This is a genomic window from Bradyrhizobium quebecense (assembly GCF_013373795.3).
Taxonomy (GTDB): domain Bacteria; phylum Pseudomonadota; class Alphaproteobacteria; order Rhizobiales; family Xanthobacteraceae; genus Bradyrhizobium; species Bradyrhizobium quebecense.
Window position 1 is genome coordinate 8434939 of record NZ_CP088022.1, and the last position, 21653, is coordinate 8456591.

The following is a 21653-nucleotide window of genomic DNA, read 5'->3' on the forward strand; positions in this document are numbered from 1 at the left end:
CTCTTCGGTGTCTTTGCTTCATGTCAATGTGCCCGCTTTGGTCTCGATCTTTGTCTGGACGTAGTGGCAATCCGTCCTCCGAAGGTGTGTCGCTTCTGGCTCTCACACGTTTATGAAGAAGCAATGATCTCAAACCATCAGCTCGCGGCGGATGTGGTAAAGCGCGCCGACGGCTGGCGGGATCAAATTCGCTCTGGCAGTCTGGCAGCATAGGATCAATAGGGCAGGAGGGTTCATGAACTGATGGTCATACGTTCAAATCCGGTTCCGCAACGACCGATGTTTGCGATAGCAAGCCATCCAGAGCCCAGGCCTCCGAGAGGAAGTCGGGGTTCTTCTTGTCCGCCGCAAATCGCAGGATCGCGGCCAAGTCACCGCGCAGCACGATGGCGAGCTGTTCCCCGTCGAGCACGAGCGTGACCTGATCGATCAACGTACGGAACCGCCGCCTCGGCTTTCTCCTCTTCGCACTGCAGGCTTTCATACAGTGCAGAGATGCGCTGCCGATAGACTCCGCATGTTCGGGTGCAAGAGCGGCGGGGGCCTCAGCGCTCGCGAGCAGATCGGTCAACTTCGACTTGCAAGCTTCGAGCGCATCCATCTCAGCCTTCATCGACGGTTCATACATGCCATCTTGATCGCAGTGATAATGCCTCGAATCTGCTTTTTGACTCTTTCCAGCTCGCTTTGCCAAGCATCCTGATCGGTTCGACGTTCGATCCGCATTCGGTTCACTTCTTGGGTGAATTCCTCGCAAAACTGCTTGAACAATTCGGGCTTTATTAAGTGCGTCCGGAGGCCGTTCAATACGGATGGCGCCAGCGCATCGTGCCGGATGTTCACGCGATTATTGCACGTCCCCTTGTTCCCGCGCCGCCGCGCAGCCGAGCAGGTCCTTCGAGATCATCGTGTACCCACCGCCGACGCCGGCGGCCCAGGCATCTCTTCGCCGGCCTAGTGAGATGCGGTTGTTGCGTGGCGGTCGAGCTTGTCGCGGGCGTAGATGGCCTCCTGGCGGTAAAGCGGCTCGCCATCGGCATATTTGGCAACGGCAATCTGGGCCAGAAGCGCTTCCGTCGTCAAAGCAAGTGCCGGTAACGAGAGACGCGGAAGCCAACTCCAGCGTCGCCGACCGCCTCGCAGTGTTCCAGTTCAACGTCCTCTCGGCCTAATCCTCCGTAGAAATCACCCGGCCTCGGCGAGCCGAGGGGCATCAGCAGCTATCGGATTGCACGTCTCTCCACCATACTGTGTATGTGAAGGACAGGACTTGGCGGCAATCAAATACCTGAACGTGACCGCTGACGATTTTCACTGAGAAGAAGGACGATGTGTCGTCCTCGTAGCCGATGCATATCTCCGAGGTCCCAGGGCTCAATATCCAACGCGATTTCGCCCCGTGGTGACATAGGTTCGGTAACAAACCGCTGACGTGGCATTCACTGTCGTAGTCGTATCCGTCCACTTGTTTTCCGCATACGGCGACACTAATCTCGTTGCGCGTTTTGGTTTCGCGTTCGTACACGCTGAGGACTTCGCAGCGGCGATGGTAAGCGAACGCGACCGCAGCTGACGCCACTCGGACATGCTGTTTCATATCACCTACCTAATGCCGGACGGACGAAGGGCGGGATGCGCCGAGTGCGCCCCCGTGTCGTCAATGGCCGGCAACGATCGCCGAGGGTAAGGGAGTCCAAATAAAAGACGCCGCTCCTCTTCGTCCTAACTCCCCACCGCGGGTTCTTTCTTTAGGCCCGCAAGGGTGACGACCCGGATTCTGATCGCCGAATCACTGCGCTTTAGCTCACTCGCGATCTCTTGCGCAGCTCGCGCGGCTTCCCGCAGTTCGAATACCCGCTGGTCGTCCAGCTTAGTCCATCGGGTAAATCGCTTACCTAGCAACCCCACCTAAAAGCAGTCATTTATCTGGGTTCTCCCCGACTAAATTCGTGTCCTACCGCTGTGCGACGTCAGTGCTTTGCCTGACAAGCTCGCGAACTCTTACGCGATAAGGTCTCGTCTGAGAATGCTAACCCGTTTGTTCAGTGCTCGGCGCAACGCATTGCCCTCATCTGTCGTCATCCTGCCAGCGGACCGCTCGGACACACAATCCATCATGACCCGTTGAATCTGGACCAGTTTCATACTTTCGATCTGGGCAATGCGCTTCTTAACTTCGGCGTGCAAGCAGGCAGTCTTTCTAGACATCGTCAGATCCTGATGCTCCACGGAGTCCAGCCCGAAAGGCTAACCACGTTTGACGGTACAGCATCAACATTGGATCGGGCTCCTACCTTTTCTGGGGGGCCCGTCGCTCCCTGGCCACTCATCCTCTATTCATCCTCGGGGCGGCCCGGGCTTAAAGAAGGGCACTGCCCGTCGTCACCCAGCGCTCAATCTAGCGGATTGCGGTCGAGGCGCCGAGACCGAGCACCCGCGCCGTTTCCGTCTGCTCTCGCCGTCTTCGACTAGCGCGACCGCCCGCGCCCTGAGATCCTTCGAATATCCCCGAGCCATCGCGACCTCGCCATTGCTTGTCAAAGCAACCCGAATCTGATTAGCGCGCCTCAGGGACCGCCCTTATTTGTTCCGATTCACATCAACCGAAAACCGCTCTAGCCTGAAGGAGCTTGAGTTTCCTGAGCTTCCACTTGGCCATTGGACCATGGTTGCGTGTGAACCTCCTCCGAATGAGTGGACACCTGTAGTAGGCTCAATGAGCCCGGAGGTCTCGAATGTAACGTCAACGTCGGTCGTTTACCGAGGATTACAAGCGCCAGGCGGTCGAACTGGTGGTGTCGAGCGGTCGCTCGATCGGGTCGGTTTCCAAAGAGCTGGGTCTGCGCGACTCGGTGCTGCGGCGCTGGGTAGATAAGCTCCGGCAGGAGCCGGCATCGGCGGCGTGGCGCCCCACCACGCAGGCGACGCCGATGTCGGCGGACCAGGCTTCAGAGATCGCCCGGTTGCGTCAGGAGAACGAACGGCTGCGCATGGAGCGCGACATTTTAAAAAAGTCGATCGCGATCTTTGCCGGAACCCGGACATGAGCTTTCGCTTCATCGAGGACCACCGCGAGACCTATCCGATACGCTTGATGTGTGCCGTGCTCGAGGTCTCGCCGGCGGGCTATTACGCATGGCGCGAGCGCCCGGTGAGCGCGCGTGCGGGCTCCAATTCCACGCTCCTGGCCGAGATCCGGCAGGTCCATCACGACAGCGGTCAGCGCTATGGCAGCCCGCGGGTCTATGCCGCTCTGCGGACCCAGGGACGGGGCGCCAGCCGCGGCCGGATCGAACGGCTGATGCGTCGATATGGCATTTGAGCGCTCATGGCGCGACCCCGTCGGGTTCGCACCACCGACAGTCGTCACGATCTGCCGATCGCGCCGAACCTGATCGCGCGTGACTTTACCGCCGCAGCGCCAAACCGGGTCTGGCTCGCCGATATCAGCTACATCCCGACCGCGGAGGGCTGGTTATACCTGGCGGCCGTCATGGACATGTTCAGCCGAAAGATCGTCGGGTGGGCGATGCGGGATCACATGCAGGTCGAACTGCCATCCGCGGCTCTGGCAATGGCCATCAAGCAGCAACGCCCGCAGCACGGGTTGATCCACCACTCCGATCGCGGAGTGCAGTATGCCTCACGCGCCCATCGCGACGCTTTCACGGGCGCCGGCATCACCGCATCGATGAGCCGCAAGGCCGATTGCTACGACAACGCCCCGATGGAGAGCTTCTTTCATACGTTGAAAACCGAGCTCGTCCATCATCGCGACTACAACACCCGCGCCGAAGCCCAGCGCGATATCTTCGCCTTCATCGAGGGCTTTTACAACCGCGCATCAGAACACCCATCTGTCTATGTTGTTGAAGAGAAGAGAGTTTGCTGATCGGGATGCGATCCTGTGGGGTATCTTGGGTTCTGTCGCGCTCCTTCGGCGATAGATTGAGCGGCAGCTGTTATCAGCGAGGCGCGAGCAAAGATCCACGGGCCGTCCGATAGCGGATGGATGGCTGCGATCTCGCCGGCTTCAGCGGCGAGCCGGAGCGTCTTGGGCGCGACCTTCAGGAGCTTTGCGGCGTTGCTAAGGTTGAGCCAGGGTTCGATCCCGTCATCGGCGGGCTTGAACACCGGGAGGTGGTAGCTCGAGCGCATTGATGTGACGCGCTCGCGGGTCCAGCGATTGCCGTTGCCCGTCTTGAGGCCGTTTCGGTTGAGGAGGCCGGCAATCAGATCGTCGCTGGCGATCAGCACCAGTTGACGCACGGCTTGGATAATATCGGCGGAAGTGCTGTTGCGCTGTCCGCGCCGGCGCTTGGGCAAGCGCAACTCGCTGTGAGCGCCACCCACCCAGTGGACGATGAGAACGATCTCGGACGCCGCGTCGTCTATATCGGCCACGACCTCATGGACGAGGGTGCGTACAATGCGCTTCTTGAGACGAGCATCCGTCGTCGGCGCATCCCAGACCGTTTTGAGGTTCGAGGCCAGTACGCCGAGCGAAGCTGGATCAGCAATGGGTGCGGGCGTGGCCGCATCATGCATGGCGATCTTGCCCTCGACCTCCGCCGCGTGAGCGAGTGCCCTGTTCCAGCGCGCTTCCAGCTCACTCGCCACCAACCGGTTCGCGGGGTCAGCGGCATCGTATTGCCGGAAAGCCCGGTCGGCGGCATAGCGCGCCGCTTCCAGATCGCGACTGAGCGCATCGCGCACCTGATCCCGCCGTTCCCTGGCTCCTTCGGCGGCAGCGGTTGCAGCGGCGATAGCGCCCGGACCGACGACGCCAAGCAGTGCTTCCTCGATTGCATCATCGACACGCAATCCGCCGAAGGCGATGCAGTGAGGACCGCCATTGTCCATCCAGGCGCGGCTGCAGCTGTAGCGTGGGATATGGTGCTTCATGCCGGAGTACCGGAGTGTGAGCTTGCGGCCGCAGCGCTTGCACCGGATCAGACCGGCCAGCAGCGCGTCACCATGCTTGGGTGCGCCGTGATGCCGACCGGTGGGAACGTTGCTGCTGACCATGGTGCGGATCGCCTCGAACCTCTCCCAGCTCACATACCCGTCGTGGGTGTTGGGCTTCAGCGCCAGCCATTCGTTCCGTGTCTTGCGGCGGATCTTCAAGCTCACGCCCCCGGCGCTGTATCCCGCCGCCACAGCCGTCTTACCATAGGCATAGGCGCCGCCGTAGACCGGGTTCTCAATGATCCGGTGGATGGCGGAGTAACTCGGTCGCCGCCAGGCTGTGTCGCCGTTGGACTGCTTCACTGGTAGATCGAGATTGTACTCGTGGAGCCAGCAGAGCGCCTGTCGCGCGCTGCCCAGTTCCTCGACCTTGTCGAACACCAGCTTGATCGCTTCCTGGACACGCCGATCCGGATCTTTCTCATAATGGTCGCCGGCCTTCACGAAGCCGACGGGCGCCGCCACAACCAACTCGCCCCGGCGCGCCTTCTCGTAGCGGGCCGAGAGCGAGCGTTGGCGCAACAAATCCAGTTCGTACTCGTTGAGGCTGCCCTTGAGCCCGAGCAGCAGGCGGTCGTTGCCGTGCCTTGGCGCATAGATAGTCTCCTGATCGACCAGAACGGTATCGACCACGCGGCACATCTCGATGAGTTGCTGCCAATCCCGGCTGTTGCGGGCGAAGCGCGAGACCTCGCGGGCGCAAACCGCACCAACCTTACCGAGGCAAACCTCCGCTACCATTCGCTCGAAACCGGCGCGTTGCACGCCGCCGGCGGCTGAACGACCGAGATCATCATCGATCACTTCGATCTCTGACCACCCGAGTGCCGTCAGCCGGTCCCGCATGGCGTATTGCAATGCGCTGCTCTCGCGATTGTGCAACACCTGATGTGCTGAGGATTGGCGCACGTAAAGAATCGCCTTACGCTCCAGATGATGAGGCCTGACCTTGTCAGAGATCATGATCGACCCCCTTCGCGGGCGGCGTCGCTGTCATCGCAGCATGGTCGAGGATCAACTGCGTCATCAGGCTTGTGAGGGCCGCCCGCGCTTCCGCCGGCAGCTCCGACCATGCCGGCGCGCCGAGGGCGCCGTTCGACAGGCCGCTCCCGAACAGATCCATCTGCTGCTGCAACCGCGGTTGTCGATTGTGTCGGTATCCGCTCCCTGGCATTGCCGTCTCGCGTGACATGAGTCGCTCCCCGATTCTGGTCGTGAGAGCCTCTGGATGCGCCAGAAAGCGGGGCAGCTGATGGCGTTCGATCCTTCAACGCCAGATCGAGAAGCGCAGCGAGCGCCGCAAGTGCATCGATGCTAACAAACGGCCGAACTGTCAGAAGCTCGGCGTCAGGGCAGGCCGTCCGGTCGAACATCCATGCTGGAACTTCCAGCCAACGGTCTGCTTGCGATCCGTCCAGGGTGCAGCGAAAAACGACATCGTCAGCCTTGTCGACCGCCCCATGAACGCAAACTCGGCGACCAAACCAGGGATGATGCCGATAAAGAACCTCGCGAAGAACGGTCCTGTGGGCGTTCTCAAACGTCGTTGTACAACCGCACCAGGCTCCATTCCGCCATCGGATATATCGCCCCGATCAAAACGGAGCTAAAAGCCGCTTAAACCCGTCCACTTTTTCGGGGGAAGATCAGTGTTAGCCGTGCACCGCGCCCTTATCTTTGGCGATGCCATTCGCGAACGAGCCAATGAGGCTCCGCTTGGATTCATCTATCCAAGGTTCGAACTCGATCTCGCCCCTCTTTCTGATCATCGCGTGGAAGCGGCCAACGAGAGCGTGGGCATCGGCCAGCATAGGAACGCTTTGTTCAATACCGGCATCCGTTACGGTCTCGGCCTTGCTTAGGTGGTCGCGCTTCGTCGTCAACAACTGCGCGATTGTCCTGGCGGCGGGGACCTTCTGCAATTGTTGACGGCTGATAGTCTCGGCGCGTCGCCGTCGCGTGGCCCATTCCGCCACCGCGCGCAGTGATCCCTTAAAGCCTTGCCCTCTCAAACGGCGCTAGAGTTCGGCACCGTTGCGACAGCCGCCTGGTTCCTAGAGAGGCTACGAGAGACCGTTAACTATGGCAATCACGAGTTTCGGCAGAGAGTGGCTGATGATCTGCGGCAGGCGGCGGCCAATCCGAGATTGCGCGAGCAGTTTTTTGCACAGGCTTCCGAGGCCAACGCGAGCTGCGAGGATCGAGTTACCTTGCACTGGAACGGTATGCAGACCGCGCGCCTCAACGCTGATGTCGAGGGCGGCGTCTATGACGATCGTCTTGGCGAACTGATCCAGCGCGGCCGTGTTGCGTTCCGCTTGGAGGCGCTTGACGAGATCGCGCGCGACAGGGTCAACTCGCTCCTCAGCCTCGACCCAGACATAGACGACGTGGAAGTCTACTTGGCCTATCAACATCGGCTGCGCGAGCCGCTGGAGCTCAGTCACGTCGCCCCTGACATGCGCTTCCTGGCGGTCTCTCGCGTAAGCGAGGATGATGCGACGGAGGCGCTGGACCTGGTCCGGGAGCGGGAAGCGAACCAATTCACCGACTATATGGCCACCCGCTGGCAACCTTGGGAGACGGTGCTGAGGCGCATCGCACCGGACGAACATGCAGCGATGCAGGACCGGCTTGTCGAAGCCATGGGCGAAGAGTTTCAAAGCCGTCTGGATCAGCGACTGGCCGAACATGGTCTGGTAGGCGACGTCGATGCCGAGCGGGTGCTCGGAGCCCAAGTCCGAAACCAAATCGCAGCCGAGATAAAAGGCGAGGTCATGCACCGGCTGCTCGCAGAGCGTGGCCTAGAACAATGAGACTTCCCCTCTTGGAAGCCGACATGAAGCTTTGCCACGCCGAGCTGGCCGAAGAGAATCAGCTCCTTTTTCTGGTCCTGGCATCGACAGGCGTGAGCCTGTCAGAGGCATTAGAAATCAACAAAGAATTCGAAGAACGAACTTGTAGGTACACCTTTGTTGGAATGAAGTCCTTGACCTCCAAAAGGCGCACTCCTTTCCGAAAGTCCTGCGTCTCCGCCAGCCGAAACAAATACGACGGAACCTATTGACAGGTCGCATCCCGGAGGCGTTGAAGAGGCTGAACAGGTTTCTGGACAATTGCTGAATCGATGATTCGATAAGGTCATCCAAGTGGATCGACCGGATGGGCTATGGGCGAAAGTTGGTGACAGCATGAAGAGGTAAGGCGGCGTATCGTGGTGGTGTTCGAAGCCTCCAGTTTCCATCGAAGGAAGATACGCCGTGACCGACACTAACGGTTTTCAATTTTCCCAGCCAGGAAGTTTCGCGGACCCGCTTACCGAGGTTTTTCGCAACGGCGCGCGAGCGCTGCTGATGGAGGCCGTGGAGGCCGAAGTGGCGGCTTTGCTCGGCAGGCACGCCGCAGGTTACCGATGATGGCCGCCAACGGCTGGTGCGCCACGGCCATCTGCCCGAGCGAGAGATCATAACTGGCATCGGCTCGGTAGCGGTGCGCTGCTCGCGGATATCTGTCGTACTCACAGTTACGCAGGAGAGTGACCGTCGACGCGTGGTCGATGAAGGCTCCGCACGTCCAGCTCAAATTGTCTTCAGGTCTTTCACTCCGTGGTTGACGCTTGCTCTTCAGGAGCGATTCGATGCGCCTCATGCGGCGGCACCGGCCGAAATCAAGTCGAAGTGTCCTGCAAACCTACAACTCAATAGGGTCCGAGTTCAGGACGGTGATGCGTCTGGGCAACTGTTGTCGACTAACTCAGAAATGTCACGCCAAGTCGGCGCGCATCACGCCAAACTACCTGGCATATCGTATCGACGTCCGCGCTTAGAACGCGCAGCCCAAAGGTTGCGGGCATGAAACGCGCGTCAGGCGTCTGAACGATTGCGGAGGATGCCGTGAGGTGGCGGACCTTGCAGCGCATTGGACTGCCATCAACCAAGATCTGTCCTGCGCAGACAATGCTTTTCCGCTCATTCGACATATTCCGCCTTTCCCAATATAGCACCTGCACTTTTGACCGGCGACTTCCGCCTCAAATAAGGCCAGACCATGGTGTCACGCTACTCTCGGCGTCTCTTTTTCAATCCCAGCCAACTTTGCCAACCTCCCATCGTGTGTCCACAATTCTCCACCCGGCGTGCTTCGTGTCGCCGCTGCTGTTCCAAGCTGCAACCTACTCGACCATGACGCGCTCCACATTCCGTAAACCGCGCAGCGCGCCCTCATCATGCCGCTCTTCGCCCCGCCAGTAGCAGATTTGCAGCGTCTTGGACAACGGCCCGCCTCCCTTCTTCTCGCAGGCCCTCCAAGCTCCAAACAGCGCGCTTCCGCCTTGCGCGGTACACCCATAGAAGCTTCGACGCTCGGCGCGGCTTGGACTCTTGACAACCGTTTCTGCCGCGGCCCGGCGTGGCGAGCGCAAGCTCCGGCAAAGCCGGCCGGGCCAATCGGCCGTGAAACCGTTGGAGCACAGTATCTTGGCACACCCGGGGACGTTGATCTGCTTACAAGGATGCCGCGGAACTGGATCGACGAGGCGTTGAAGTCGCCGTGACGGCGTCACGACTGCCGCTTTCACATGTCGATTGGACCGCTTATCAACTGAGGTGTATTCCCCTTCGATGACTCTGCGCGATCTCGATTGAACAGGCTTTCTTGTGCTGCTCGAACGAAAGGCTCTCCACACCCGCCTCGATCAACCCCTGCTCACCCTAGCACCCACTTTTCGTGGAACGAGAGTCGTGATTCAAGCGAGATAATACCCGAAGCAAGAGAAGTGCGCTTTTCGAGGAAAGATCGCAAGTGCCTGAAACCTGTTGCCCCTCACCGGTGACATTGCAGCGTGATTTGAAGCGAGCGCGGATACTGCTGTTGGCGGCGGCCGGACGCGGCCCCCGGTCGATCGCCAAGGAAGTTGGGGTCTAGCCGCGGATTGTCAGCCTTTGGCGGCATCGCTATGCTGAGCAACGTCTTGAAGGGCTGCAAGACAAGCCGCGGCCCGGCAAGCTGCGATCTATACGAAGACGACCGACAAGCGGATTCTCAAGCTGCTGGATAAGGCGCCCCGCGCAAGGGTTTGCGCGCTGGACCACCCGCCCTCTGCTGGCCGAGGCGCTGGGCGATGTTGATGTCCAATATGTCTGGCGGCCCCTGCACAACCACAAGATTGACCTCGCGGCTCGCCAGTCTGGTGGGAGAGCAATGACCCGAACGTTGCGGCCAAAGCCGCCGATGTAGTCGGCCTTTACGTCGCCCCGCCAGCGAAGGCGCTATGCGTGGACGAGAAGCGCTCAGATCCACGCCTTGGAGCATCCGAAGTTGCTCAACGGCCGCGCCTTGCCCGGCTAGAGCCACGATTAGAAGCGGCATAGTTGCGCCTGAGCTCAGTCCCTGGCCGGCTCGCGCCAAATATTCCAATCCTTTAGTGTCCGTGTCGTACATGGCCGCCTGGGGCGCGGTCCCTTCGCCTGGCACAATGCTTGCTGTGGATCATTCACTGGCTGGGACGAGGAAGCGACGACCAGACGTGGGAGATATGTCACGATGAGTGCAACACCTTTGATCGATGATGTCATTCCGCGCGGCAACGTTGTGAAACGGGCAGCGCGCATCGGCGCCGAAATCAAAGATCTGAGGCTCACGGGCGATTTGCCGACCCAGATCATCGCTGCGATCAGTGGTCTGTTACTCGAGCACAAGGTGATCTTCTTCCGTAACCAGAGCCATCTTGATGATGCTGGGCAGGAGCGCTTTGCAGCTCGGTTCGGAAAGCTGGTACCGCACCCGATGCTGGGTGCTGCCAACGGAACTGCGTCGCTCCTTGAGCTCGACTCCACCCGCGGCGGAGGTCGCGCTGACATATGGCACGCAGATGGGACCTTTGCCGACGCATATCCGAAGATTCTGGTTCTACGAGCCGTTGTAATCCCATCGTTCGGCGGCGATACGCTGTGGTCGAATACAGCAGCCGCGTATCTCGATCTGCCGCCTCCGCTACAACGGCTTGCCGACGGCCTCTGGGCCGTTCACAGCAACCTCTTCGATTACGCCGGAATGGCCCGTGTCCGCGAAGTCGACAAGAAGCATTTTGACGATGTCTTCACCAGAACCATCTTTGAGACCGAGCATCCTCTCGTCCGCGTCCACCCCGAGACCAGTGAACGCACGCTATTGCTCGGCGCGTTGGTACAGCGTTTTGTCGACATTCCCAAATATGACGGTCAGAAACTGTTCGACTTATTCCAATATCATATCACTGCAGCCGAGAACACCGTGCGTTGGAACTGGACGGAGGGCGACGTCGCGATATGGGACAACTGCGCAACGTTGCACTACGCGGTCAACGATTATGGCGATCAGCATCGCGTCATGCGCCGGGCCACGATCGATGGCGACGTGCCCGTAAGCGTCGACGGCAGGCGCAGCATAACGCGGCTCAAGATCACCAAGCAGCCGCCCTCGATACCGCCCATCGTGCTCCAAGCTGGACAATCGAGCGAGCCTGGCTGAACGGAGCTGTTCCCGCTGAGTCCCACTGGTTGACTGCTCCCGCTGAAATCGTCTGAGGTCCAGCGCACGCGCCCCATACGTCGTTGTTCCCAGAGTAGTCACCGTGAAAAGTTGCCGTATGGATCGCTCGAGCTCCAAATCGGAGCCTTTGCCGGTACAGTTGGAGCAGATGATGACCCGACTTACACCATTGCGTCGATGACGCACGTGTTGTGCCGGCGGCCTTTGCAGCTGGCCCGCTTGCGCGCGTCAGCTCAATCTTCGCTTTCATCTCCGCATGGTTTGTTCTGGTGGCGCTCACGGCCTGCTTGAATAGAGTTTTGTCCCCCTCTCTGCCGGCGTACTCCGTTGGAATTCCTGGCGAGCCAGCACCGCTTATCCAACTGAAGACCATAAAGCTCTCGCCGGTAGCCTATTTGCGGAGCGGACATCCCAGATTCGCGACGTTCGGTTATAGGCAGCATCGACCTCTTGAGCCGAGGTTCGAATGGTAAGAAGGTTCGCTTTCGAGGAGCTGACGAACTGGAACAGAATGGCCGATCGAACAGCCGGAAACGTGCGGTTGGTGATGCCGATCGCCGATACGCTCGGGCCCGCGGGCTTGCAAGGCGCTGTGCATCCTGACAAGGATCCGAGGTCAAGCCGACATCACGAACCATTGGAGCAGCATGGAGCTTACGCTAGGTGCTTTGCGGAAGTCTAGCGGAAGTATGGCAGGTTTTCTCGCTTGCATCACCGACGATCGAAGCCCGCAATGCAGCATCTTCTTCGATTCCCGGAATGCCTGAACCGATCGCGCACGAGAGCGCGAGATATGGGTTCATGTCCGCGCCTATTGGACAGGCTGGAACCCAGCAGCCGGGCACCAACCGCTTGTAGCTATTGAAGTTCGGCGCGGCGAGCACACAGAAATCACTCATGTATTTCAGCTGTCTGCCAATGAATTGACTCATCTGTTTTGAGATACTGCGGAACCTGTCGCGGTCGTGGAACGCATTGTCACCGTCGGACGCAACTGAGATGTGAATATGTCCGGACCGGCCGGGCCATTTCTCAGAAACCTTGGCCATGAAAGTGGCCATCATGCCCCGCGTTTGCGCCCACGCCTTTATCATCGATTTGAATGCGACTGCTCGATCCGCGGCCTCCAGCATCACAATAATGAAGTGACGCTTCAATGACGCCAGGCCCCGTTTCAAAGTGCAGCGCGATAAGAGGTATTCTGGCCTTGTCACAAAGCACCAAGATCTCACCGAACAGCTCCTGGTGTGCGACAGAGCGCGCAATCGAGTAACCGAATGGACCACGCGTTAACGGAACCCATTTGTCAAAGGGCTTCTCTTCTATCGTGTCTGCGTTCTCCTTGAACAGCATAAATTCAAACTCGAACCCGGCAGCGCAGCTGTATACACGACCTGCCTGATCGATCGCACGCCTGCAGCGCCCAGCGCGTCAGCCAAACGCGCTTTGTCACGTCGGGCGGCTGACAGCGCCGTCCCATTTGAAGGTAACCCTAGCCGCTCCGACAGCAAGTTGGCGAGCTCAACACCGGTTTCGCACCCCGCGATAACAAACTCCAGCTTCCTGCCGCGGAGGACCTGAGCATGAAATTCAACGATCTCCTCATTAGACATTTGCTCGGGCGGACGAGTGACTTCATCATACAGATCTGCATTGAAATGCGGTTGAAAGATCGCAGGAATTTGCGCAGCAGACATCACGCGCACCGTTCCAATTTCATAACATTCAAACTCCTCCGGTAGGTCATCGACCGGTCGAGTATGCGTCCACGATTACGCAACTGCGTTCCTTCATGCGGATCTCCGATACTGCAAGTAGATGTTGCCCGAGGCGACAGCCGTAATGAGCACGTTTCCAACGAACGTATGTGAGGAAGGCACGATGCGAGAATCGAAGTACTGGAACAGAAAGGTGATGATAGGAGGCGTGGACAGGACCATGTTGACTGTGAACGGCTCTACGCGGCGAATGCCCGCTTGGATCAAGAGCAAAGGAACGATGATCGTCGACAGCCCAATCGTTGCGATTGCAAGCCAATGCTGCGAGATCTCAAGCACGAGAGAGGAATAGTCAGCCAGTCCCAGCAGCAGCAGAATGGTTGCGTAAAACCGATGGGCCAGCACTTGCCGTACAAAAAACCCACGGTCGAAGAGCAACTTGACGAGAATATTTGTGAGGGCCAGCGAGAGACCGGCCACGATTGCCAAGACGATGCCAAAGGACGATCGAGTCCCCCACTCCATGCCCGCGTTGCCGCTAGCCGAGATCCAAATCATGTAGCATCCAATCGCCGCGATCGTAACGCTCACGACAACATCGGATGCTGGAGGGACGCCCTGTCGCCTGATCAGTGCATTTAACCACACTGTTGCTGTGGGCCCTAACGCCACCATGAACGCGACGACGATCGCCGGTTCTGCATATTTGAGACCGATGAACAAGCCGATCCAGCTTATCGCGGTCACGACATTGAGCGAGACAAGCACCGGGAGCGAGCGCTTCGTCAGCCGCGCCTCGCCTCCCTCGTGGCGAGCTAGGAGATTGAACATTAGACAAACCGCAGCAAAGGACAGCAGCAGAGCGACGAACACGTCTGCTTGCTGAAAATACGACGCGGCACAAACCTCCCCTGCGGCGCTCACGACGACATAAAGCGCCACAAAGAGAACTCCTAGGTGGTGTGGACTCTAAGGATTCCCTTTTAGGCGCAAATCAGATTCAAGACTGCTTTTGGGGAGGCAGTCTTGGGTGTGATGGACCGTTTGGTATTGAGCGACGCGGCTTGGGAGCGGATGGCGCCGCTGATCATAGGTCGCCCCGACCAGAAGGGCTCCACTGGGCGCGACAATCGGATGTTCGTGGAAGGTGTACTTTGGATTGTTCGCACGGGCTCTCCCTGGCGTGATCTCCCGGAGGCGTTCGGGGATTGGAACAGCGTGTTCCGGCGCTTCAGTCGGTGGAGCATCAAGGGCGTCTGGTGGCGGATCTTCGAGGCGATGTCCGATGATCCGGACTTCGAATATTTGATCGTCGATTCCACCATCGTCCGGGCGCATCAGCACGCCGCCGGCGCCAAAAAAGGGGGTCTGAAGATCAGGCGATCGGCCGCTCGCGCGGGGGGCTGAGCACCAAGATACATATGGCCGTTCGTGGCTTGGGATGTCCCGTACGGTTCGCGCTGACCGCAGGCCAGCAGGGCGATGCACCGCAAGCTGCCGCATTGATCGAGGGACTACCTGCCGAGGTCGTCATGGCCGATACGGCCTATGACGCCGATCATTTGCGCCAAGCCATCGCCGCCAAGGGCGCGCTCGCCGTCATCCCCAACAACCCGTCACGCACACTCAAATACCCGCTGGACAAGCACCTCTATGCCCAGCGTCACCTCGTCGAATGCTGCTTCTCAAAGCTCAAGCAGTTCCGCCGCGTCGCAACCCGCTTCGAAAAGACCGCCCGAAATTATCGCGCCGTCGTCACTCTCGCAGCCATCGTCCTTTGGATGCGGTAAGTGTCCACACGACCTAGAGCGAAGCGACTTGCCGATCGCCCGCCTGCCATGCATCTTCCACGGCCCGTTTCGGCCAGGCGAATCGGGATTTGCTGGGACGGCAGCCGTCGCGCGGCCCGCGCGTTGCACGACGCGATGCCGCTGCTGCGCGAAGCTGACGTCCTCACCATTGTCGCGATCGCCGCTCCAAACAGGCTTCCGGCGGAAAATTCTACGGAGCATTTGGGGCAATACAAAGTCGGCCTTGCTGCAAAAGGTCGTTTCACTCCCGGCATCCCGGTCAGCGGGGTGCACCCTCCTGTCGCTCGCGGCGCACCAAAGCTTCGACCTGCTGGTGATGGGCGGATCCGGCACCTTCGTCCACGGCCGATTTCGGCTCTCCGCCTTAGGATGACCTGGCCAATAATCCTTCTCCAGCCACCGGCCGGCCGCCGCTGTGACAACGCGCATATTGGCGGCTCCCCTCATCGGTTACGCCAGGTCCACCTGGACGACGAGCTTGGTATGATCGGATACGCGCGCACGCGTGAGCCCGAGAACTTGGCTCGGGTGACATATTGATCCGGCTCAACGGCTGGCCTTGCCGCTCTCCGGTGATTTTGGTGGCAAGACTGTCCGTGAGCAGCTCCTCCAGCAGCTCGATCGATATCGACCTGCCACATTCTAAGGCATTGCGCTTCCGCCTGGCCGCACCTTCTCGCGAGATCAGCCGACATCCGACTAGCGTCTTGCGCAGGCAGCCGCATGGTTGTGGTCCGTTTGGTATGATTGCGGCACCGATGCGGTTCACTCGCAACAGCGAGATCTACGGCGAGGATGAGGCAGCTGAATACCTGTATCAGGTGGTGTCAGGTGCTGTGCGAACCTACAAGATTCTGGAGGACGGACGCCGTCAGATCGGTGCATTTTATCTGCCCGGTGACATCTTCGGCTTCGAGGCCAGAGAAAGCCATATCTCTTCGGCCGAGGCGATCTGTGAGACGCATCTGCTGATGGTGAAGCGCTCCGCCGTCATTGTTCGCGCCAGTCACGAGAGGGAGCTCACGCGACAGCTGTGGGACGGTATGGCGCTGGAGCTCCGCCTCTTTCAAGCAACATTCAATGCTCCTGATCGGCAGCGCAGAAGATCGGGTGATGGCCTTTCTGCTCGATATGTCTCGCCGCGCTACCAAGAACGCTGCGATCGAACTTCCCATGTCACGGCAGGATGTTGCCGATTACCTTGGTTTGACCATCGAGACGGTGTCGTACGCCTTTACCCAACTTGAGCAGAATGGCGTTATTGCCCTACCAACCTCACGCCGAGTCGAGTTGCGTGACGGCAGATTATCCAGCCGCTATGCGCAGAACTTGGGTTAAGTCGCAAGCCGCGGCGAAAATGCGAATTCTGGAAGAACAGCGCGAACAATTGCGGCGCCGTGAAGGACACTGACCCTTAGCTCGAGCGACCTGCTACCTTGTTCCTCCATGGAGCCTACAATGACCATCGATCTGTTGCTTCGAGAGCATCGCAATATTGATCTTCTTCTGACTTTCCTCCAACGCGAATTGGAGGTTTTCGAGCATGGGACCCGTCCGGACTATGAGGTCATTCGCGCGATCCTCAGTTACTTCGAGGTTTACCCGGCGATGTACCATCATCCTCAAGAAGACTTGATTTTCTCAAAGCTCGAGACTCGCGATCCGGATGCGATCGTCGGCAATCTCGCACATGAACACCAGGAAGTCGTCGACCGTCTGCACCACGCCGTTCAAGCTATTGATGGGTCCTCGCGGATCGTGAACTCGTTCGGCAAGACGTCGGCAATACCGTACGCGACTTTATCGTACGCGAGCGGCACCACATGATGTTGGAAGAACGAGATTTATTTCCCGCCGCCGTTCTGGCTCTATCCCCTCAGGATTGGTCCGACATCGCTTCTGCACTCACCGATCATGGTGATCCCCTATTCAGCGAAGCAGCAAGGGCGACCTCCGATGCGCTAAGAGCGCATATCCTAGAATTGGAGCAAGAAGCTGAAGCCGAACGGAGTTCGGTCGCTCTTTCCTCCGGAATGGCCGGCAGCCCGCTACATGGCCTCACGAGGGACGGCTAGTATCCTTCGGGAGAGGAATACTTTCTCCCTTCGCTCATGCAATTGGATCAAAACGAGAACTGGCTTGCATGCCGCCCATTGCTGCGGCATCACCGCTCATCGCGATCCAGGGACGACATACGCCGTGGGCATGCCCTACCAATTTGGCTTCAGACTCGCCACTGCCATCAGCCACCATTAAACTGACGCAGCGCAAAAACCTATCCGGCGTAAAAAACCTATCCGGCGTATCTGCGATTTGGACCCAGAGAAGAAGAATGCGACCCGACTTGGCAAAATCCTACGGGCAGCACTCCCTGCCACGCTACACCAGCTATCCGACGGCTCCCTATTTCTCGGCGTCAGTTAGCGAATCCGACTATCAAGCGTGGCTCAAGTCGTTAGGCGGCCAGCAGTCCGCCTCGATTTACGTGCACGTGCCATTTTGCCAAAGCATGTGCTGGTACTGCGGCTGCCACACATCTGTCATGAAACGCCAGGAGCCGCTCGCGACCTATGCAACCGCACTGCGAACTGAAGCCTACCTCATTGGAGAAACCATCGGTCGACGACAACCGGTCTCCCATGTCCACCTCGGCGGCGGCACGCCGACGATCATGACACCTGAAACGTTTGCTGATCTGGTCGCCTCGTTGCGCTATTCGTTCGCAATTTTGCCTGATGCCGAGATCGCCGTAGAGATCGATCCACGCATATTGACCGAGCCGATGGCCGAGGCGCTAGGCTATTGCGGGGTCAACAGGGCGAGCCTAGGTGTCCAAAGCCTCGATCCGGTTGTTCAACGGGCCATTGGCCGTCTGCAGAGCTTCGAACAGACCGCAGTATCGGTCGATCTTCTACACCGCGCCGGCATCGGCCGGATTAATTTCGACCTGCTCTATGGGCTGCCCCAGCAGACCGTCGTTTCCTGCCTCGACACTCTCTCCAAATGCCTCGCACTGCATCCGGATCGGTTCTCGGTGTTTGGCTACGCGCACGTTCCTTTCTTTAAGAAGCATCAACGCAAGATCGATGGATCCACTCTGCCCGACAGCGTCGAGCGACACCTCCAATCGGAAACGATCGCGCAAGCTTTGGTCGACGCTGGATATGTACGCATCGGCATCGATCACTTCGCCCTGCCGGACGACAATCTCGCCCTGGCACGGCAGGAAGGCAGGTTGAGGCGCAACTTTCAAGGTTATACGGATGATTCGGCGGACACCCTCCTTGGACTCGGCGCCAGCGCCATTGGCCAGATGCAACAAGGGTTCGTCGCGAACGCTGTGTCGATAAAGGACTACCTTGCTCGCATCGCCGAGGAACGGCTGGCCACGATGAAGGGCTATTTGCTGGCCGACGACGATCGCTTCCGCGCCGAAATCATCGAGCGACTCATGTGCGGCATGGCAGTCGATCTTTGCGAGACATGCCGTCGTTACGGCAAGGATCCGAGCCTGGCCGTCGTCGATCGTTCTCGACTCGCCAACCTGATCGCAGATGGAGTTGCCGTACTGGACGACGGTCGACTTTCCGTGGTCGATGGCGCAGAGTTTCTCGTCCGGAGCGTCGCATCTTCGTTCGACGCGCACCTCCCTGGGTCGAGGGCTACGCACGGTCGGGCGGTTTGAACCGAAGCCAACCCGATCCGGTTCCGATCGGAGATCAACATCACCAAATCGGCTTCTGGTTAGGAGTATCGCGGGGCTGATAGCACGCCGATTTGGCATCCGGTCCCGAGCTATCTACAAGCGTCGTCACACCCACTACGTCGAGCCGTACGTAGATTTCAAACACTCGTTGGAACCGAGGATTCCAATCGGGCGACAACGGTTTGACCAACGACCCACCGAATCTGGCCTAACTCAAGCTGCTCATTTCATTGGTGATGATGAGGTCCTTGCGAGCGCGATTTTGATATGTCTCGGTGATTGAGCGTATTGTTTGCGGGCAGGAGAGCGCACCACGTTTTGCGGCTCGTTGCCTTCCATGGCGATCGCTCCACATCATCGCCCACCCATGCTCGACTCAGCGAGTCGTTGAGACAGTCCTCATCAGCAACAACCTTGGTGTAGTCTTCTAATCCTTGGCTATATTGGGCGCATACCAGGGCATAATTGAGTTACGATCACCTGTGCCTTAACTGGGACTTAGATTTTCGGCGAATGTCCTCGCCGAGATCGAGCCGTCGGCCGTGCTCCCTCTGCCGATGGAAGTGGCCGCGATGCCTAGCAGCGTCGCTCCTCCCAGACTCGACTTCCGCCCGGCCGCTAAACGCGGCCGGGCCTTTTGTATTCACCAAGGCTCTCCCGGGACTATCGAGATCTCCTTAAGCCGATCAGCTCGACGAAAGACCTGACCAAGGATCAATGGCCTATTGGAGCGGATGCAGCGCGCAGTTCGCGGGCCGCAGCGACCATGTTGACAAGTGCCGGGCGAACCTCCTCCCATTTGCGTGTCTTCAAGCCACAATCCGGATTGACCCAGAGCTGCGACCGCTGCAGCCGCTTCAGAGCCAAGGCCATGAGCTCCTTCATCTCGCCGGTCTCGGGAACGCGTGGGGAATGAATGTCGTACACGCCTGGCCCAATTTGGTTCGGATAGTTGTAGTTCCTGAACGCGTCGAGCAGTTCCATCTTCGAGCGCGAAGTCTCAATCGAGATGACATCTGCGTCCATTGCAGCAATCGCATGGATGATGTCGTTGAATTCTGAGTAACACACGTGGGTATGAATCTGAGTTTGTTCGGCGACGCCCGATGAGCAGATGCGGAAGCAATCTCCAGCCCACTCGAGGTAAACGGTCCACTGCGCACTACGCAATGGCAAGCCTTCGCGTAGTGCACCCTCATCGATCTGGATCATGGAAGCACCCGCATTCTCGCGATCGCCGACTTCATCTCGAATTGCGAGCGCAATCTGACGGCAGACTTCGCTTCGGGGAATATCCTCGCGAACAAACGACCAGTTCAAGATCGTTACTGGTCCGGTCAACAGTAAGCGTCGTTCTCAGGCCACAGCTTTGAGGTCTTGACGACAATAGGCCCACGGAAGCAGCTGATCGATGTCGCTGTTTGGATGGCCGTTGACGATCCTGGTGAGGGCGTCGGTCAGGTAAGCGAGCGGATCGACGTCGTTCAGCTTACAGGTTTCGACCAGGGAGGCGATGGTGGCCCAGTGCTCGGCGCCGCCGTCGGAGCCTGCGAACAGCGCATTTTTCCGGTTCAGCGTGATCGGACGGATCGAGCGCTCGACGACGTTGTTGTCGAGCTCGATGCGGCCGTCATTGATGAAGCGCGTCAGGCCCTCCCAGCGTGAGAGCGCATAGCGAATGGCGTCGGCCAACTTGCCCTTTTGGCTGATCAACGCGAGCTTTGCGCGGAGCCATCGCTCGAAGGCTTCCGCCAGCGGCCGGATTTTCTGCTGCCGAACGAGACGGCGCTCCTCGGCGCCGCGACCACGGATGTCCCTTTCGATGGCGTAGAACTCGGCGATATGCTTGAGCGCCTCGCTGGCAATGGGCGCGGGACCGGGTGTGGCAAGTTCGTAGAAGTTACGTCGCATGTGCGACCAGCAGAATGCAAGTTGGACATCGCCACGCTCGGCGAGCTTGCCATAGCCGGCATAGCCATCGACCTGCAGGATCCCTTCGAAGCCTGCGAGATGGGCGATCGGCCGATCGGCTTTGCGATCGGGGGCATAGACATAGGCAACGCCCGGCGGATCGGCACCGCCCCACGGCCGGTCGTCCGCTGCATAGGCCCAGAGCTGACCGGTCTTGGTGCGTCCGCGGCCGGGATCGAGCACCGGCATCGTCGTCTCGTCGGCGAACAGCTTTGGCCGTTGCCTGAGCTTGCCGAGCAGACGGTCATGCAGCGGACGCAGGTGGAAGGCAGCTTGTCCTACCCAGTCCGCCAGCGTCGAACGATCGAGCTCAATGCCCTGGCGGGCGTAAATCTGCGCCTGCCGGTAGAGCGGCAGGTGATCGGCATATTTGGAGACCAGGACGTGGGCGACGGTGGCCTCGGTCGGCAATCCGCCCTCGATCAGCCTAATCGGGGCCGGCGCCTGCATGACCCCGTCCTCGCAAGCCCGGCAGGCGTATTTGGGACGCCGGGTCACGAGGATCCGGAACTGCGCCGGGACCAGGTCCAGCCGCTCGCTTCTATCCTCGCCGATCCGGTGCAACTCGCCCTGGCAACAGGGACAGGTCTTGCCCTCGATGTCGACGACGACCTCGATCCGCGGCAGGTGCATCGGCAAGGCGCCACGGTTGCCGCGGCGCGTGCGAGCCCGCGCCTCACGGCCTTCAGGTGCGCTCACGTCCTGTGCCGTCTCGTTGTATGCGGCAACCTGCTCGACGTCTTCCAAGCCCAGCAGCATCTGATCTTCAGGCAGCGTCTCTGCCCGCCGGCCAAACCGATGCCGCTGCAATTCCTTGATGATCTGACGCAGCCGTTCGCTCTCGCATCGTTCGGCAAGCAGCATCGCTTTCAGCGTCTCGGGATCGTCAGGCAGGGCGTCGCTCACACCCAATTCAGAGCATATTCGCCGCCATCTGGCGACGCGTCCGAC

Annotated in this window: 11 protein-coding genes and 9 pseudogenes; 10 read left to right on the forward strand and 10 right to left on the reverse strand. The window is 59.3% G+C overall.

The features are described from left to right. Positions 1-247: 247 nt before the first annotated feature. Positions 248-613 (reverse strand): hypothetical protein, encoded by a 366-nt coding sequence (locus tag HU230_RS40030; protein ID WP_173643987.1) that lies wholly within the window; start codon positions 611-613, stop codon positions 248-250. 368 nt (positions 614-981) lie between these two features. Continuing rightward, positions 982-1083 (reverse strand): annotated as a pseudogene (locus HU230_RS40035) (IS66 family transposase); the annotation flags it as partial. Positions 1084-2789: 1706 nt separating this feature from the next. Between HU230_RS40035 and HU230_RS40040 the strand changes: the two are divergent. Then, positions 2790-3892 (forward strand): annotated as a pseudogene (locus HU230_RS40040) (IS3 family transposase). Here the strand turns inward: HU230_RS40040 and HU230_RS40045 are convergent. From HU230_RS40045 to HU230_RS40055, 3 genes and pseudogenes are all read right to left on the reverse strand, one after another. Beyond that, complete coding sequence (locus tag HU230_RS40045) at positions 3862-5931, reverse strand: recombinase family protein (protein WP_176529004.1); 2070 nt, start codon at positions 5929-5931, stop codon at positions 3862-3864. The pseudogene HU230_RS40040 and the gene HU230_RS40045 overlap by 31 nt on opposite strands. Further along, positions 5921-6091 (reverse strand): hypothetical protein, encoded by a 171-nt coding sequence (locus HU230_RS40050; RefSeq protein WP_176529003.1) that lies wholly within the window; start codon positions 6089-6091, stop codon positions 5921-5923. The genes HU230_RS40045 and HU230_RS40050 overlap by 11 nt, the downstream gene beginning before the upstream one ends. 535 nt (positions 6092-6626) lie before the next feature. Next, positions 6627-7016 (reverse strand): annotated as a pseudogene (locus tag HU230_RS40055) (ISL3 family transposase); the annotation flags it as partial. Between HU230_RS40055 and HU230_RS40060 the strand changes: the two are divergent. From HU230_RS40060 to HU230_RS40075, 4 genes and pseudogenes are all read left to right on the forward strand, one after another. Next, a pseudogene (locus tag HU230_RS40060) lies at positions 7014-7784 on the forward strand (NEL-type E3 ubiquitin ligase domain-containing protein); the annotation flags it as partial. The pseudogenes HU230_RS40055 and HU230_RS40060 sit on opposite strands and share 3 nt — an antisense overlap. Positions 7785-8228: 444 nt before the next feature. Next, positions 8229-8475: pseudogene (locus HU230_RS40065) on the forward strand (IS256 family transposase); the annotation flags it as partial. 1246 nt (positions 8476-9721) lie between these two features. After that, a pseudogene (locus HU230_RS40070) lies at positions 9722-10311 on the forward strand (helix-turn-helix domain-containing protein); the annotation flags it as partial. 198 nt (positions 10312-10509) lie between these two features. Then, positions 10510-11475 carry a TauD/TfdA dioxygenase family protein gene (locus tag HU230_RS40075; RefSeq protein WP_176533565.1) on the forward strand — a complete coding sequence of 322 codons (966 nt, stop codon included), beginning with the start codon at positions 10510-10512 and terminating at the stop codon, positions 11473-11475. 680 nt (positions 11476-12155) lie between these two features. Here the strand turns inward: HU230_RS40075 and HU230_RS40080 are convergent. The 3 genes and pseudogenes from HU230_RS40080 to HU230_RS40095 form a co-directional block, all read right to left on the reverse strand. Continuing rightward, a pseudogene (locus tag HU230_RS40080) lies at positions 12156-12849 on the reverse strand (hypothetical protein). Beyond that, complete coding sequence (locus HU230_RS40090) at positions 12819-13193, reverse strand: hypothetical protein (protein WP_224924218.1); 375 nt, start codon at positions 13191-13193, stop codon at positions 12819-12821. The pseudogene HU230_RS40080 and the gene HU230_RS40090 overlap by 31 nt, the downstream one beginning before the upstream one ends. 93 nt (positions 13194-13286) lie before the next feature. Beyond that, positions 13287-14156 (reverse strand): DMT family transporter, encoded by an 870-nt coding sequence (locus HU230_RS40095; RefSeq protein WP_224924219.1) that lies wholly within the window; start codon positions 14154-14156, stop codon positions 13287-13289. 132 nt (positions 14157-14288) lie between these two features. Between HU230_RS40095 and HU230_RS40100 the strand changes: the two are divergent. The 5 genes and pseudogenes from HU230_RS40100 to hemN all read left to right on the forward strand — a co-directional run bounded on the left by HU230_RS40100 (position 14289) and on the right by hemN (position 18710). Continuing rightward, positions 14289-15004: pseudogene (locus HU230_RS40100) on the forward strand (IS5 family transposase). A 617-nt stretch (positions 15005-15621) separates the two neighbouring features. Continuing rightward, a complete protein-coding gene (locus HU230_RS40105; protein WP_224924220.1) occupies positions 15622-16272 on the forward strand; it encodes a cyclic nucleotide-binding domain-containing protein in 651 nt (216 codons plus the stop codon). Further along, the gene (locus tag HU230_RS40110; protein WP_224924784.1) at positions 16187-16363 is read left to right on the forward strand and encodes a helix-turn-helix domain-containing protein; all 177 of its coding nucleotides are present in this window, start codon (positions 16187-16189) and stop codon (positions 16361-16363) included. Before HU230_RS40105 ends, HU230_RS40110 begins: the two co-directional genes overlap by 86 nt. 120 nt (positions 16364-16483) lie before the next feature. Continuing rightward, on the forward strand, positions 16484-16852 hold the full coding sequence (locus HU230_RS40115) for a hemerythrin domain-containing protein (RefSeq protein WP_224580942.1): 369 nt from the start codon (positions 16484-16486) through the stop codon (positions 16850-16852). A gap of 505 nt (positions 16853-17357) precedes the next feature. Then, positions 17358-18710, forward strand: coding sequence for an oxygen-independent coproporphyrinogen III oxidase (hemN, locus tag HU230_RS40120; RefSeq protein WP_176533564.1), 1353 nt, complete (start codon positions 17358-17360; stop codon positions 18708-18710). Positions 18711-19445: 735 nt separating this feature from the next. Here the strand turns inward: hemN and HU230_RS40125 are convergent. Next, a pseudogene (locus HU230_RS40125) lies at positions 19446-20081 on the reverse strand (5-methyltetrahydropteroyltriglutamate--homocysteine S-methyltransferase); the annotation flags it as partial. 6 nt (positions 20082-20087) lie between these two features. After that, positions 20088-21566: an IS66 family transposase gene (gene tnpC, locus HU230_RS40130; protein ID WP_176534836.1), complete on the reverse strand. Its 1479-nt coding sequence runs from the start codon at positions 21564-21566 to the stop codon at positions 20088-20090. Positions 21567-21653 lie beyond the last annotated feature (87 nt).

What these genes read in the sequence shown, in the direction of transcription:
- HU230_RS40030 (WP_173643987.1), bottom strand. Translation starts at nt 613, where the DNA reads ATGAAGGCTGAGATGGATGCGCTCGAAGCTTGCAAGTCGAAGTTGACC.
- HU230_RS40045 (WP_176529004.1), bottom strand. Translation starts at nt 5,931, where the DNA reads ATGATCTCTGACAAGGTCAGGCCTCATCATCTGGAGCGTAAGGCGATT.
- HU230_RS40050 (WP_176529003.1), bottom strand. Translation starts at nt 6,091, where the DNA reads ATGGATCTGTTCGGGAGCGGCCTGTCGAACGGCGCCCTCGGCGCGCCG.
- HU230_RS40075 (WP_176533565.1), top strand. Translation starts at nt 10,510, where the DNA reads ATGAGTGCAACACCTTTGATCGATGATGTCATTCCGCGCGGCAACGTT.
- HU230_RS40090 (WP_224924218.1), bottom strand. Translation starts at nt 13,193, where the DNA reads ATGTCTGCTGCGCAAATTCCTGCGATCTTTCAACCGCATTTCAATGCA.
- HU230_RS40115 (WP_224580942.1), top strand. Translation starts at nt 16,484, where the DNA reads ATGACCATCGATCTGTTGCTTCGAGAGCATCGCAATATTGATCTTCTT.
- hemN (WP_176533564.1), top strand. Translation starts at nt 17,358, where the DNA reads ATGCGACCCGACTTGGCAAAATCCTACGGGCAGCACTCCCTGCCACGC.
- tnpC (WP_176534836.1), bottom strand. Translation starts at nt 21,566, where the DNA reads ATGCTGCTTGCCGAACGATGCGAGAGCGAACGGCTGCGTCAGATCATC.